This window comes from Streptomyces rectiviolaceus (assembly GCF_039533825.1).
GTDB lineage: Bacteria > Actinomycetota > Actinomycetes > Streptomycetales > Streptomycetaceae > Streptomyces > Streptomyces rectiviolaceus.
This window is the reverse complement of sequence record NZ_BAAAUG010000018.1, coordinates 29440-43238: the sequence shown is the minus strand read 5'-3', so window position 1 is coordinate 43238 and position 13799 is coordinate 29440. Positions and strand designations below refer to the sequence as shown.

Here is a 13799-nt window from a genome sequence, read left to right as displayed (position 1 = left end):
CGCGCAGGACGAGGAGGGCGTCACCGCCCGGCTCGCGGACGGCCGGACGGTCCGCGCGGCCTACGCCGTGGCGGCCGACGGCGGTCGCTCGACCGTGCGTGCGGCGCTCGGCATCGGCATGACGGGCGAGACCGTCGACCCGCATCCGGTCCTGGTCGCCGATGTCCGCATCCCCGCCCTGGACCGCGACAACTGGCACATGTTCCCGCCCGCCGCCGACGGCGGAGGGTTCCTGGCGATCTGCCCGCTGTCGGGCACGCCGGACTTCCAGCTGACGGCCCAGTTCACGGACGGCACCGACCCCGACACCTCGCTCGAAGGCGTACGCAAGGTCGTCGCCGCCCGCACGCACCTCACCGCCGACGAGGTGACCGAGGTGCGCTGGGCCTCCGACTTCCGGCCGCGCGCGGCGCTCGCGGACCGGTTCCGCGAGGGCCGCGTGTTCCTGGCCGGTGACGCGGCGCATGTTCACTCACCGGCGGGCGGCCAGGGCCTGAACACCAGCGTGCAGGACGCGTACAACCTGGGCTGGAAGCTCGGCGCGGTCCTGCGGGGCGGCGCGCCTGCCGCCCTGCTCGACACCTACGAGGCCGAGCGCCTGCCCAACGCCGCGCGGATGCTGGGCCTTTCCACCCGCATCCACCGGGGCGAGGAGCGGCGCGGGGCGGCCACCCGTCAGCTGGGCCTCGGCTACCGGGACAGCTCCCTGTCGGTGGAGACGCGCACGGGCCTGGCGGACGAGGCGCTGCGGGCGGGCGACCGCGCACCGGACGGGCCGTGTGGCACGGGAAGGCTGTTCGACGCGTTCAGGGGGCCGCACTTCACGCTGCTCGCGGTCGGCACAGACGCCGAACTCCCCGCACTGGACGAGGAGTTGGTGCACGTACACCGCGTCGGCGATTACGCGCCCTACGGCAACGGTCTCTTCCTGGTGCGCCCCGACGGATACGTCGGCTGGGCGGGCGAGGACGCGAACGGCCTGACGGACTACTTCAGGCTGATCCACAAAGGGAGTTGACCTCAACTAAACTTGAGGTTCTACCTTCTGGGCATGGACACTTTCACGTACTCCCACAGCGACGAAGACCTCATCAACCAGCCCATCGGATACTGGGCATCAGCCGCGGGCGACGCCGTCGTCCACCACATCCGCACCATGCTGGCCGAGGCCGGACTCACCCAGCCCCAGTGGTGGATCCTGAACCAGGTGCGCACCACTGACGGCCGCGAGCGTGCGGACGTGTTGGGGATCCTGCGCGGCTACCTCGACGTGGGCGACGGCAAGCTGCACCACGACATCGACGCCCTGCGCGACCGCGGCCTCCTGACCGAGGACCCCGACGGCCGCATCCGCATCACGGACGAGGGCCGCACCCTCCGGGACAACACCGCCACGCGCCAGGAGAAGGTCCGCTCGCAGATCCATGCGGGCATCCCGGAGGAGGAGTACATCCGCACCCTCAAGGTCCTCCAGCGCATGATCCACAACGTGGGCGGCGAGGCCTGGCACCACTGAGCCCGGGCATCCGCCTCAGTGCTCGGCACTCAGCACTCAGCACTCACCCACTGGCGAGCGACAGCTTCGCCGCGAACCCGAGGAACAGCGCGCCCGCCGCCGAAGTGGCTCCCGCCGAGAGCCGCTTGCGGCGGCGGAAGGCGGCCGACAGCTTGGTGCCGCTGAATATCAGGGCGGTGAGATAGAGGACGCTCGCCAGCTGGGCGAGGACGCCGAGCACGAGGAAGGAGAGCGCGGGGTAGGCGTACCCGGGATCGACGAACTGCACGAAGAAGGCGATGAAGAAGAGAATCGCCTTCGGATTGAGCAGGCTGATCACCAGGGCCCTGCGGAACGGCCGCTCCCCGGCGCCTTCCTGCGCCTGCGTGTCGCCCTCGGCCACCGGCTGCCGCCGCGCCTGCCACAACCCCCAGGCCGCCCGCAGCATCCCCACCGCGAGCCAGGTCAGATATCCGGCACCGGCGTACTTCACGATCCCGAAGAGCAGGGCATTGGCCTGAAGGAGCGAGGCGACACCGGCGGCCGACAACGTCATCAGGACGGCGTCACCGCACCAGACACCGGCCGCGGCCGTATAGCCGGTGTGTACGCCGCGGCGCGCGGCCACGGAGAGCACGTACAGCGAGTTCGGCCCCGGCAGCAGAATGATCAGGGCGAGGCCCGCGAGATAGGTCGGAAGATCGGTGACACCCAGCATGGGGCGGAGTGTCGCACGCGCGTACGACATACGGGATGCGGCGTCCGCCAAGCGGACACCGGACCGTCGTGGCGTCAGGACGCGCCGTCGTCAGAACGCGTCCGTCGGCACGTATGCCCCCCACACCTCCCGCAGCGCGTCGCACACCTCGCCCACCGTCGCCCGCGCCCGCAGCGCGTCCTTCATCGGGTAGAGGACGTTGGCCTCTCCCTTCGCGGCCTCCTGGAGCGAGGCGAGCGCCGCTTCCACGGCGGCCCGGTCCCGTTCCGCCCGCAGCTTTGTGAGGCGGGCCGCCTGCTGGGCCTCGATGGCGGGGTCGACGCGGAGGGGTTCGTAGGGCTCCTCCTCGTCCAGCTGGAAGCGGTTGACGCCGACCACGACGCGCTCACCGGAGTCGGTCTCCTGGGCGATGCGGTAGGCGCTGCGCTCGATCTCGTTCTTCTGGAAGCCGTTCTCGATGGCGGCCACCGCGCCGCCCATGTCCTCGACGCGCTCTATGAGTTCGAGGGTCGCGGCCTCGATGTCGTCCGTCATCTTCTCGACGACGTACGACCCGGCGAACGGGTCGACCGTGGCCGTCACGTCCGTCTCGTACGCCAGGACCTGCTGCGTGCGCAGCGCCAGGCGCGCGCTCTTGTCGGTCGGCAGCGCGATCGCCTCGTCGAAGGAGTTCGTGTGCAGCGACTGCGTGCCGCCCAGCACCGCGCCCAGGCCCTGGACCGCGACCCGGACCAGGTTCACCTCGGGCTGCTGGGCGGTGAGCTGGACCCCGGCCGTCTGGGTGTGGAAACGCAGCATCAGGGACTTGGGGTTCTTCGCGCCGAACTCGTCCCGCATCACGCGGGCCCAAATGCGGCGCGCGGCACGGAACTTGGCGACCTCCTCCAGGAACGTCGTACGCGCCACGAAGAAGAAGGACAGGCGGGGCGCGAAATCGTCCACGTCCATGCCCGCCGCGACCGCCGTGCGGACGTACTCGATGCCGTCGGCGAGGGTGAAGGCGATCTCCTGCGCGGGCGTCGCGCCCGCCTCGGCCATGTGATAGCCGGAGATGGAGATGGTGTTCCACTTGGGGATCTCGGCCCGGCAGTACTTGAAGATGTCCGCGATCAGGCGCAGTGACGGCTTGGGCGGGAAGATGTACGTCCCGCGCGCGATGTACTCCTTCAGGACGTCGTTCTGGATCGTGCCCGTCAGCTCGCCGGCGTCGACGCCCTGCTCCTCGCCGACCAGTTGGTACATCAGGAGCAGCAGGGCGGCGGGAGCGTTGATCGTCATCGACGTCGACACCTTGTCCAGCGGGATGCCGCCGAACAGGATCCGCATGTCGTCGATCGAGTCGATCGCGACACCCACCTTGCCCACCTCACCGGAGGCGATCGGGGCGTCCGAGTCGTGGCCCATCTGGGTGGGCAGGTCGAAGGCGACCGACAGGCCCGCCGTGCCGTTCGCGATCAGCTGCTTGTAGCGGGCGTTGGACTCGACGGCCGTGCCGAAGCCCGCGTACTGGCGCATCGTCCAGGGGCGGCCGGTGTACATCGAGGGGTAGACACCGCGTGTGTAGGGGTACGCGCCGGGGGCGCCCAGCTTCGTCGCCGGATCCCACCCTTCGAGGGCCTCAGGGCCGTACACGGGTTCGACGGGCAGTCCTGACTCCGACTCACGCGCCATCGCTCTGTGCCTCCTGCCAGAGATCCCTGCCAGAGATCCTTCTCCGTTACTTCTCCGGTATAGCGGTCCGCCTCCAGCATGCGGCAACGTTCAGGGGTGGTCACTCGCGGGGAACACTCTCAGCGAGTCTGTCGAGCGGTAGAGCGATGGCGGGGGTCGTTGTGGGCAAGGGTGCGATAGCCGTGGGGGCCGTGGTCGCGGTCGCTCTGGTCGGCGGGTGCAAGGCGCAGGCCGTCGACTCGGACGGGAAGGCACAGCCGGTCAAGATCTCTCCCACGAAGACGAAGCCGGAGACGAGCCCGGAGACGAAGCCGAAGCCGGACGGCCCGGACGCGCCGTCCGGGACGCCGGAGCGGACGGCGGCCCCGGAGCCGCCCCCGAAGACCCTGCTCGCCCCGGGGCAGCGCGGCGACCAAGTGCGGGAGCTGCAGGCCAGGCTCCGGCAGATCGCCTGGTTCTTCGACAACCCCTCGGGCGCGTACGGCTCGTCCACGACCACCGCGGTCAAGGGATTCCAGGGCAAGCGCGGGCTGCCCCGGACGGGCACGACGGACACCGTCACCTGGCAGAAGCTGGTCGGCATGACGCGCAAGCCCACGAAGTACGAGCTCTACTCCGGGGGCGGCATCCCGGCGTCGAAGCCCGACAAGCGCTGCCTGACCGGCCGTGTCCTGTGCATCAGCAAGGAGAGCCGCACGCTGACCTGGATGATCGACGGCAAGACGGTCTCGACGATGGACGTGCGCTTCGGCTCGCAGTACACACCCACCCGTGACGGCGCGTTCACCGTGTACTGGAAGTCCAGGCACCACGTCTCGACGCTGTACGACACCGCCATGCCGTACGCGATGTTCTTCAGCGGCGGCCAGGCCGTGCACTACTCATCGGACTTCGCGGCGACCGGCTACAACGGCGCTTCGCACGGCTGCGTGAACGTCCGGGACGAGAAGAAGCTCGCGAGCCTGTTCGCGCAGGTCAGGAACGGCGACAAGGTCGTCGTCTACAAGTGATCCGCCAAGGCGGGGAGAGATTAATCAGCGTGGGCGGGATCGGGGGAACGTCTCCCGCCCACGCTGGTGGCACTGAGCCAAAGGTACGGGGGGAACCCCCGGCTCGTGCGCGGGCCGATGACCAGTCGGCTCACTTCTTACTGCGTCACTGCTCCAAAAAACGTCACACCCGCGGCGAGCGGCGCGTTCCAGCAGGTCAGGAGCCCGGGCCCGGCTAGGACTCGTCGCCGGGCAGCACGGGCTGCGCGCTGTACGAGGCGGTCGCGGTGGGCGCGGTGGGCGCCGGCTGCGACACCGAAGGGGTCACGACCGGCGGGACGGGGCTGCTGCCGCCGTTGCCCCAGTGGTCGTTGCCGCCGCCGGACGATCCGTCGCCCTTGCCGTCGTCGCCGTTGTTGCCGTCATCGTCACTGCCGTCACTGCCGCCGCCGCTGCCGCCGTCGCCGCCACCGCCGTTGTGCTCGCGGTCGCCGCCCGATCCGTCCAGGACGCGACCGCAGAACTCGGTCACCCGCCGGGGTCCCTTGGCGGCCTCTTCCAGGCGGCGCCTCTTGTCGCCCTGGAGTTCTCCGCTGCGGTAGTCGCGGCAGGCGGAGACCACCTTGCGGTACCACTTGGCCTCGTCCTCGCGCTGCGGATCACCGGAGCCGGGCTGCGTGGCGCCCGCGCTGCCCTTGGACGCGCCCTCGGAGTCCTCGACGTCCTGCGGCGGCGCGCTGGTGCCGGGCTCGCGCGAGGGTTCGTCCGGGGTGGTGGTCACGTCGTCGGGCTCCACGTCCGGGGCGCTGCTCGCACCGCCGGACGGGGAAGCGAGCGGCTCGGGAGAGGCGACGGACGACGCGGATGCCGCGGGGCCCGGCTTGTCCCGGTCACCGAACGGCGAGGGCAGCACGCCCGTGCCGGCCGCGACGGCGACTCCGCCGACCATGCAGCCGGCGAGTACGGCGGCGAGTCCGTAGCGCAGGGGGCGGGCCCAGCGTGCGGGTCGCGAAGGCTCGACGGAGCGCCCGATACGTACGGTTCTGCCCGCTCCAACGCGCGTAGAAGCTGCCCCTGCCTTGGGGCCACGGGCCTCCCGGAACGCCGCGAGGGCGGCGGCCTCACCAGGGAGTTCGGAGGAAATGTCGGCGGGTACGACGGATCCGGCGCGGTCGTCCGCCGCCAGCGCGGCCAAGGCCTTGGCCAGTCGTGCGGCCTGCTCCCGCGCGTGATGGTCGGTGCCGTCGAGGCCCTCGGTGCCGGTGCCGTCAGTGCCGTCAGGGCCGTCAGTGCCGTCGATGGAGGCACCGCTCAGCAATCGCTCCGCCGCTTCGCGGTCCAGCCACCTGTAATCATCGTCGGCCATCACATGTCCTTCTGCGCCCGCGAACGCGAATGCGTCACACCGGCAGATGTCACCGCACGCCCATGTGGTTCCCTCTGGGGCGGTACGGCGTCCAGCGCGCCCTCGTTCGGCGGGCCGTCCGCGCCGAGCAGTTCCGCGAGCCGCTTCAGGCCGCGGTGCGCGGCGGTGCGTACCGCGCCGGGGCGCTTGCCGAGGGTCTGGGCCGCGCTCTTGGCGTCGAGGCCGACGACCACCCGGAGCACGACGGCTTCCGCCTGGTCCTGCGGGAGCTGGGCTATCAGGGCGAGGGCGTCGCCGGTGGCCAGGGACTCCATCGCCTCGTCCGCGGTGTCCGCCTCGCCCGGCTTTCCGGTGAGCTCGGTCTCGTCGCCGCCTATCGCGGGGCGGCGCCCGCGCATGCGTATGTGGTCGAGCGCGCGGTTGCGCGCTATGCGCGCGGCCCAGCCGCGGAACCGGTCCGCGTCACCGGCGAACCGGTCGAGGTCACGGGCTATCTGCAGCCAGGCCTCGGACGCGACATCCTCCGCGTCCGGGTCTCCGACCAGCGTCCGTACGTAGCCGAGCAGCCGCGGGTGCACAGCGCGGTACACAGTCCGGAACGCGGTCTCGTCCCCGTCCTGCGCCGCAAGCACCGCGGCGGTCAGTTCCGCGTCGTCCCCCAGCACAACTTCTCCCTATGCGCCTACACCGGTTGCGGTCCTGCCCCCGCAGCCTGGCGCGAAGCAGCACGCTACGGGCTGAAGTGGGCTCACGTCCATGTTTGGTACAACGTGCAACTAGCGCGTGACAGAACGCGGTGTGACAGAAAACGCACGCACGGCGCTGAAGGGAGTACGGGCCGCGTGCGGTCCGTCCGCGTGACGGCCGGGGTCTCTCCTGTGGGGGGTGGCGACCCCGGCCGCTCACCTTGGCGGGGCCTGACGGGCTTTTCCCCCCGCGGCTCCGCCCCCACCGAGGCGTGGGCCTTTACCCCTTGGCCTTGCGCCTCCCCCTTTCTTCTGCGGGTCGTCGGTGGCTGGCCGCGCAGTTCCCCGCGCCCCTGACGGGGCGCCCCCGTAGGGGGCGCGAGGAACTGCGCGCCAAGCCCCCACGCACATGCGGCCGAGACACGGCGGAAAGTCGTCAGGGGCGCGGGGAACTGCGCGAGCAACCCCCACGCACGTGCACCCGAAGACGGCGAGGCAGCCCCGTAAGGGGCGCGGGGAACTGCGCGCCAAGCCCCCACGCACGTGCAGGCGGAACCCCGCTCAAGCCCCCCGGCCAGGGGTCAGCGCCAGTCGTCATGGGGGCGGGTGGGCTGGGAGGAAAGCCTGGCCCGTCGCGCCGAGCGGAACGCGGCGATCGCCCTGCGCTGCCCCTCCGCGTCAACCCGCTCGTCCCGCATCGCCTCCGCCAGGACCGTGGCGAGAAGCGCGGCGAGCGGCTCGCCGGAGCCCGTCCTCGGCTCCCCTGCCCCTGTCATCCCGGTTTCCCCAACCGCTCCGCGAGGCGTTTGAGACCACGATACGAAGCGGTCCGCACCGCCCCGGGGCGTTTGTCGAGCACCCGCGCCGCCGCCGTGGCGTCCAGGCCGACGACGACCCGCAGCAGCACCGCCTCCGCCTGGTCCCGCGGCAGCCCGGCGATCAGCGCGAGTGCCTGCTCCGTGGAGATCGACTCGAGCGCCTGCTCCGACGTGCTGTGGGGCCCGGGGAGCTCGAGCATGTCCTGTTCGAGGGCGGACGGGCGCGGCCTGACCTTCTGGCGCCGCAGATGGTCGAGGGCCCGGTGGCGCGCGATGGTCGCCGTCCAGCCGCGGAAGCCCGCGCCGTCGCCGCGGAACCGCCCGAGGTCCCTGGCTATCTCGAGCCAGGCCTCGGCCGCCACGTCCTCCGCGGTCTCGCCCTCGCGGCCGACCAGGCCCCGCAGATAGCCGAGGAGCCCCGGCTGCACCAGGCGGTAGGCGACCGCGAAAGCCGCCTCGTCGCCTTCCTGTGCCCGCGCGACCGCGGCGCCCAGCTCCTCGTCCCGCGCCCGTGCGCGACGGGGTTCCCCTGCTCGGCCCACGCTTTCCCATCCGTACCGCCGCGACACTGCTCACCGTGTCCGTGCCCCCACGGTGAGCTGCGCCAGGGCCCACAGAAATGTCACAGGTCCGGGCGGTTCAGACGGCGAAGAGCGAGTCGCCGCCACCGCCGAGGCCGATGTCCGTGAGGTCGAGGACCAGGGACGGGTCGGGGGCCCGCGCGACGACCGGCTTGTCGTAGTCGGACATCTCCATCTCCATGCGCACGCCGTCCTTGGTCTGTGTCATGCCGACGAGGTACGGCTTGTCGCCCGTCGCCAGGTAGACGGTCATGTCGTTGCCGCCGTCCTTCGCTTCGAGCGGCGTCACCCGCCGCCCGTGCCACTGCCTCTCCGGCAGCGCCCGCGTCCCGCTCAGATCGGTGAGCGAGCCGCCGTCAAGGTCGCCGAGCGCCGTGCCCAGGTCGCACATCTGCGCCGGCGAGGCCCCGCCCGGCGCCCTGCGCTCCGTCGGGATCCTCATGTACTTGCCGCGCGCGAGCGCAGTCCGCTCCCTGGCCTTGGCCGCGGCCTCCGGGCGGCCGCTCGCCTCACCGGCGGCTCGGATCGCGTCGAGCGCCTCGCCCGAGAACCGGAAGTAGGCCTCTTTGGCGCTGATCATGACGATGTCGCCGCTCTTGGTGGGCCCGTCGTCGAACGTCCCAGTGCATCGGTTGTGGCGGTCCATGTGCACGGAGATCTTCTGATGCTTGCCGGGGCCGGTGATCTCGGCGCTGATGCGCAAGGTGTCGGCGTCCCTGAGCAACTCCATGGCCTCCCCGGAGAGCCGCTCGCCCCGCACCTCGTCGGCAGGCTTCGGCGGCTCCGACGGCGTCCGCTCGACCAGCCCCTCGTACACCTTCCCCTCGCCACCACCGCAGGACGCGAGCGCCCCCATCACGAGACAGCAGGCGACTCCCCGCACCCACCGGCGTCTCTTCCCCACCACAGAAACCACGCTCCCCACCCGCACTTTTCTTTCACTCCCCATTCACAGCTGTCAGGTGACCCAGCGCACCGCTCCGCCCACATGTCACACCTCAGAAGTGCGGGATACGTCACGTCACATTTCGCCCACCCTCGTACAACCGTTTGACCCTTGGGGCGGTCGTAAGCACTCGTTTTGGTCAACCGGCAATTCCGCTAAGGGGTGGGGCATTTGAGCCCGCGCAAACCGCGCGATACAGCGCGAACCACGCACGCGTACAGACCGCTGAGTCTCAAGCGCAGGGCGTGGCTGACGATCGGGGCCGTCGTGCTGGGGGGCGCGGGGGCAGTCACGTACGCGATGGCGGATCCCTCGACCGGGGATCGGTCGGGCGATGTCTCACGCGGCAAGCGCCCGGTGAGCGTGCACGACATCGCGCTCAAGGCCGACGGCGCCAAGCAGCGGGAGCTGCCGCGCACGTCGACGAAGCAGTTCTCGCTGCTCGGTGTCTCGTGGACCGGCGTGACGAAGGAACTCGAGGGCAAGGCCCAGGTCCGCACGCGCTCCATCGAGAGCGACAAGTGGACCGGCTGGCAGGACCTGGACCTGGAGCTGCACCTGCCCGAGAAGGCCGAGGCGGGCATGCGTGCCGCCTCCGAGCCGCTGTGGGTCGGCCCGTCGGACGGCGTGGAGGTTCGCGTGGTCGCGGCCGACGGCACCTCAAGTGCCGCGCTGCCCACGGGGCTTGAGGTCAACCTCGTGGACCCGGGTGTGACGTCCAAGGAGGCGGCCAACCCGGCGCTCGACGGTTCGGCGATGGCGCCGGTCGCGTTCGCGGCCGACGAGACGCCCGTGCCGACGGAGGCTCCTTCGGAGACCCCCACGTCGCCGGAGCCCACCGCCTCGGACCCCGGCACCGAACCGCCCACGTCCCCTGACCCCACGTCCCCCGCCCCCACGGGCTCGCCGTCGCCCGACCCGGAGCCCACGGTTCCGCCGGCTCCGCCGTCCACCGTCACCAAGCCGCCCATGATCAGCAGGGCTGCGTGGGGCGCGGACGAGTCCCAGGTCGAGGATCCGCCGGAGTACGTGGACAAGGTCAAGGCGGTCTTCGTCCACCACACGGTCGGCACGAACGACTACAGCTGCGCCCAGTCGCCGGCCCTGGTCCGCGGCATCATGACGTACCACGTGGAGACCGAGGGCTGGAACGACCTCGGCTACAACTTCCTCGTGGACAAGTGCGGCCAGGTCTTCGAGGGCCGCGGCGGCGGCACCGATCTGCCGGTGCGCGGGGCGCACACGTACGGCTTCAACGGCGAGTCCGCGGGCATCGCGGTCCTCGGCGACTTCGAGGGCAACGAGTCCCCGGCATCCGGCGAGACGTACAAGAAGGCGGGCAAGCCGACCCGCGCCGCCCTGGAGTCGGTCTCCCGCGTCGCGGCGTGGAAGCTCGGTCAGTACGGCGGTGACCCGCTGGGCAAGGTCACGCTGACGGCGGCCGACGACACAGGCGTGTGGAAGAAGGGCGACACACCGTCGCTCAACACCATCTCGGGCCACCGGGACGGCTTCGCGACGGCCTGCCCCGGCAAGAATCTCTACTCCAAGCTCGGCGAGATACGCCGCTACGCGGCAAGCCCGGCCCGCAACTCGGCCATCCCCACAGCGGACTTCGACCGTGACGGCATCACGGACCTGGTGGCGGGCACGCCCAAGGCATCGGGCGGCGTGGGCACACTGACGATCGTCCCCGGCGGCCTCGACGGCCCGGTGGCCGGCGCCAAGAAGACCCTCACCCAGTCGAGCCCCGGCGTCCCCGGCGCCTCCGAGGCGGGCGACAACTGGGCGGCGGCCACGGCCTGGGGCGACATCAACGGCGACGGGTACGCGGACCTGGCGATCGGCGCCCCCGGCGAGGACGACGCCACGAACAAGGACCGTGGCGCGGTCACCATGCTCTACGGCCCGGACTTCACCACCGGCACGGACATGCAGCTTGCGGACGACTTCCACTACCCGGGCGCCAAGTTCGGCTCCGCGGTGGCGGTCGGCGACTTCAACGCGGACGGCAAGGCGGACGTCTTCTCGGCGTCCACCGGCACCGGCGGCACCTGGGCGGCACGCTTCAAGGCGGGCAACGAGGTGGGCGGCACCCTGACGTCGGGCGACACGGCCATCTCGTACGCGGATGCCGTGTCCGGCGACTTCAACCGTGACGGCTACGCGGACGTGGCGCTGAACTACCGCGACCAGTCCGGGATCGGCCGCGTGCAGTGGTTCAAGGGCACGAGGTCGGGCCTGAGCAGGGTCGGTTCGCTGACGGTCAAGGGCGGCCGCTCGCTCGCCGTGGGCGATGTGAACGGCAACGGCTACGACGACCTGGTCGTCGGCCAGCCGTACACGGCGGAGTCGGGCGCGTTCGCGGGCGGCCAGGTGACGGTGGTCCCGGGCACGTCGACGGGCTTCACGACCACAGGCATGAAGACGATCCACCAGGACACGTCAGGAGTCCCGGGCGCCGCCGAGTCGGGCGACGCGATGGGCTGGTCGGTCTCGGCGGGCGACTTCAACCTGGACGGTTACGCGGACGTCCTGACGGGCGCGCCGAACGAGGACATCACGCGCGCCGGTTCGGCGAAGACGGACGCGGGCACGTCGCTCCTCCTGAAGGGCACGTCGTCAGGCCTGACGGGCACGGGCGCGCAGGCGTTCAGCCAGGACACGGAAGGCATCACGGGCTCCACGGAGTCGGCCGACCGCCTGGGCTCATCGGTCGTGCTCACGGACCTGTCGGGCTACGGCCGCGCGGATCTGGCGATCGGCGTGGACGGCGAGGACGAGGGCAACGGCACGATCCTCCAGCTGGACAGCGGGGCGTCCGGCGTCTCGACGTCGAGCGGGGTCTACTACGGCCGCACACAGCTTGGCACTCCGGCGGCGGCCCACCTGGGGCAGTTGCTGACGCCGTAGCTCTTCCCTGACCACTGAAATGCGCGGGCCGTTGCACCGAAACGGCCCGCGCATTTCGCATTCCTGATCCCGAGAACATTCCAACTGAAGCAGAGATAAGGAATTCCGAGTTGTAATTCCCTTACCCAAAAGGAAGGATCACCAACCGGAAGATTTACCCAAGCGCACGCGCACAAGGAGATCCACATGTCACGCAAAGCGGCAGCCCTCGGCTCGTTAATCGCGGCCGCGCTCCTGCTCAGCGGCTGCGGCGAGAGCGACGACGACGGTTCGGGCGGTGGCGGGAGCGGCGACGGCGGGTCCGAATCCGCCGCCGCGGAGGCGAAGTTGCTCGGCCAGGTGCCGATGGCGAAGGTCAGCGAGATGTCGGGCGCCATGGGAATGTGGACGACCGACAAGAACTTCGTGAAGGCCGACCTGAAAAAGATAGCGGGGTATCCCCTCGACCTCGACGGCGGAAAGGCCGAGTGGCAGATACCGCTCTCCGGTGAGATCTGCTGGTCGTCACCGGAGCCCACGAAGGAGGGCCTCGTGGCCGTCCTCTTCCAGGACGCAGCGAAGGACCCCTCCGTCTGTACGGAGGTCGGCCTCGTCGACCTGAACAAGGGCAAGCTGCTCTGGCAGAAGCAGGCCGTCGACGAGTACGGCTCCCCGCAGATGTTCGACGAGGTGACCATCGGCGGCGGCACGGTCGCCGCCGCGGGCACCAGCGCCGACGCGGGCTGGAAGGTGAGCGGCGAGCCCCTGTGGAAGCCATCGGACGACACGTGCCCGGTCGAGGGCTACGCGGGCAGCGACGACAAGCTGATCGCGCTCCGCGACTGCGGCGAGGCCGAAACGCCTCAGCTGACGCTCCAGACGATCGACCCCGCCACGCGGGCGGTGAAGTCGGCGTACAAGCTCCCGGCGGGCACCGAGTACGCCCACGTCGTCTCGACCGACCCGCTGGTCGTGGCGGCGGACGGCGGTGACTCCAAGAAGGGTTCCTCCGGGGCGTCGGAGTTCCTGACGGTCGACGACAGCGCGGCGCGGGGCAAGCTCCTGAGCACGATCAGCACGGTGGGCGGCAAGTACGGGAAGTACAAGCTCGACTGCCCCGCCACCGAGGTGGCCGGCTGCCAGCAGGTCGCCGTCACCAAGGACACGCTCTTCCTGGGCACTTCGGAACCCGGCAGCCCGTCGTCCGGGGCCGAGAACGACCTGGTCGCCCTCGATCTGAGGACCGGCAAGGAATCCGGCAGGTCCGAGGGGTCCGACGGCGGACCGCTGACCCCGATCGGCGTCGCGGACGACGGCAAGGTCATCGCGTACCAGGAGGCCGACGTGGTCGACGAGGCGGGCGGCGCCGTCTGGGCGCTGGACCCGAAGACGTACAAGAAGACGAAGCTCCAGCAGAACCCGTCCTCGACGTACGAGATGGAGGCGAGGTTCACGACGGAGCGCCGCATGCTCTTCGCCGGAGACCGGCTGTACATCGGCGGCGAGCACGTCACGGCACCGTCCACGGTCTTCAAGAAGAAGCAGCCACTGGCGGCGGTGTTCGGGGTGAAGTAGGAGATCGCCTGGAAAGTCCCGCGGAAACGCCGATTTCCGCGGGGCTTTGGGGACTTTCGGGA

Annotated in this window: 12 protein-coding genes; 5 read left to right on the top strand and 7 right to left on the bottom strand. The window is 70.7% G+C overall.

The window, feature by feature from the left end; translation table 11 throughout:
• Positions 1 to 1018 (top strand): FAD-dependent monooxygenase (locus ABD378_RS04270; RefSeq protein ID WP_344518997.1); only part of this gene is annotated, 1018 nt, incomplete at its 5' end.
• Between the two features lie 33 nt (positions 1019 to 1051).
• The gene (locus tag ABD378_RS04265) at positions 1052 to 1516 is read left to right on the top strand and encodes a MarR family winged helix-turn-helix transcriptional regulator (RefSeq protein ID WP_344518995.1); all 465 of its coding nucleotides are present in this window, start codon (positions 1052 to 1054) and stop codon (positions 1514 to 1516) included.
• A gap of 43 nt (positions 1517 to 1559) precedes the next feature.
• On the opposite strand, the gene leuE is transcribed toward ABD378_RS04265, so the two are convergent.
• Both leuE and ABD378_RS04255 read right to left on the bottom strand, forming a co-directional pair.
• A complete protein-coding gene (leuE, locus tag ABD378_RS04260; protein ID WP_344518994.1) occupies positions 1560 to 2213 on the bottom strand; it encodes a leucine efflux protein LeuE in 654 nt (217 codons plus the stop codon).
• Positions 2214 to 2303: 90 nt separating this feature from the next.
• Positions 2304 to 3884 (bottom strand): acyl-CoA mutase large subunit family protein, encoded by a 1581-nt coding sequence (locus tag ABD378_RS04255; RefSeq protein ID WP_344518993.1) that lies wholly within the window; start codon positions 3882 to 3884, stop codon positions 2304 to 2306.
• A 146-nt stretch (positions 3885 to 4030) separates the two neighbouring features.
• On the opposite strand from ABD378_RS04255, the gene ABD378_RS04250 reads away from it, so the two are divergent.
• On the top strand, positions 4031 to 4894 hold the full coding sequence (locus ABD378_RS04250) for a L,D-transpeptidase family protein (RefSeq protein WP_344518992.1): 864 nt from the start codon (positions 4031 to 4033) through the stop codon (positions 4892 to 4894).
• A gap of 214 nt (positions 4895 to 5108) precedes the next feature.
• Here ABD378_RS04250 and ABD378_RS04245 read toward each other — a convergent pair whose 3' ends face one another.
• From ABD378_RS04245 to ABD378_RS04225, 5 genes are all read right to left on the bottom strand, one after another.
• The gene (locus ABD378_RS04245) at positions 5109 to 6239 is read right to left on the bottom strand and encodes a hypothetical protein (protein ID WP_344518991.1); all 1131 of its coding nucleotides are present in this window, start codon (positions 6237 to 6239) and stop codon (positions 5109 to 5111) included.
• Positions 6239 to 6904, bottom strand: a complete 666-nt coding sequence (locus tag ABD378_RS04240; protein ID WP_344518990.1) for an RNA polymerase sigma factor — start codon at positions 6902 to 6904, stop codon at positions 6239 to 6241. Before ABD378_RS04240 ends, ABD378_RS04245 begins: the two co-directional genes overlap by 1 nt.
• Before the next feature lie 602 nt (positions 6905 to 7506).
• Entirely contained in the window at positions 7507 to 7701 is a 195-nt protein-coding gene (locus ABD378_RS04235; RefSeq protein WP_344518988.1) for a hypothetical protein, read from the bottom strand.
• On the bottom strand, positions 7698 to 8285 hold the full coding sequence (locus tag ABD378_RS04230) for an RNA polymerase sigma factor (RefSeq protein ID WP_344518986.1): 588 nt from the start codon (positions 8283 to 8285) through the stop codon (positions 7698 to 7700). The genes ABD378_RS04235 and ABD378_RS04230 overlap by 4 nt, the downstream gene beginning before the upstream one ends.
• Positions 8286 to 8382: 97 nt before the next feature.
• On the bottom strand, positions 8383 to 9207 hold the full coding sequence (locus tag ABD378_RS04225; protein WP_344518985.1) for a hypothetical protein: 825 nt from the start codon (positions 9205 to 9207) through the stop codon (positions 8383 to 8385).
• 363 nt (positions 9208 to 9570) lie between these two features.
• On the opposite strand from ABD378_RS04225, the gene ABD378_RS04220 reads away from it, so the two are divergent.
• Complete coding sequence (locus ABD378_RS04220; protein ID WP_344518984.1) at positions 9571 to 12183, top strand: FG-GAP-like repeat-containing protein; 2613 nt, start codon at positions 9571 to 9573, stop codon at positions 12181 to 12183.
• A gap of 186 nt (positions 12184 to 12369) precedes the next feature.
• The gene (locus ABD378_RS04215) at positions 12370 to 13737 is read left to right on the top strand and encodes a hypothetical protein (protein WP_344518983.1); all 1368 of its coding nucleotides are present in this window, start codon (positions 12370 to 12372) and stop codon (positions 13735 to 13737) included.
• Positions 13738 to 13799: the final 62 nt, after the last annotated feature.

Excerpts from the sequence above, each read along its gene's own strand:
- ABD378_RS04215 (WP_344518983.1), top strand. The coding sequence starts at position 12,370 with ATGTCACGCAAAGCGGCAGCCCTCGGCTCGTTAATCGCGGCCGCGCTC.
- ABD378_RS04255 (WP_344518993.1), bottom strand. The coding sequence starts at position 3,884 with ATGGCGCGTGAGTCGGAGTCAGGACTGCCCGTCGAACCCGTGTACGGC.
- ABD378_RS04235 (WP_344518988.1), bottom strand. The coding sequence starts at position 7,701 with ATGACAGGGGCAGGGGAGCCGAGGACGGGCTCCGGCGAGCCGCTCGCC.
- ABD378_RS04250 (WP_344518992.1), top strand. The coding sequence starts at position 4,031 with ATGGCGGGGGTCGTTGTGGGCAAGGGTGCGATAGCCGTGGGGGCCGTG.
- ABD378_RS04265 (WP_344518995.1), top strand. The coding sequence starts at position 1,052 with ATGGACACTTTCACGTACTCCCACAGCGACGAAGACCTCATCAACCAG.
- leuE (WP_344518994.1), bottom strand. The coding sequence starts at position 2,213 with ATGCTGGGTGTCACCGATCTTCCGACCTATCTCGCGGGCCTCGCCCTG.
- ABD378_RS04245 (WP_344518991.1), bottom strand. The coding sequence starts at position 6,239 with ATGGCCGACGATGATTACAGGTGGCTGGACCGCGAAGCGGCGGAGCGA.
- ABD378_RS04220 (WP_344518984.1), top strand. The coding sequence starts at position 9,571 with ATGGCGGATCCCTCGACCGGGGATCGGTCGGGCGATGTCTCACGCGGC.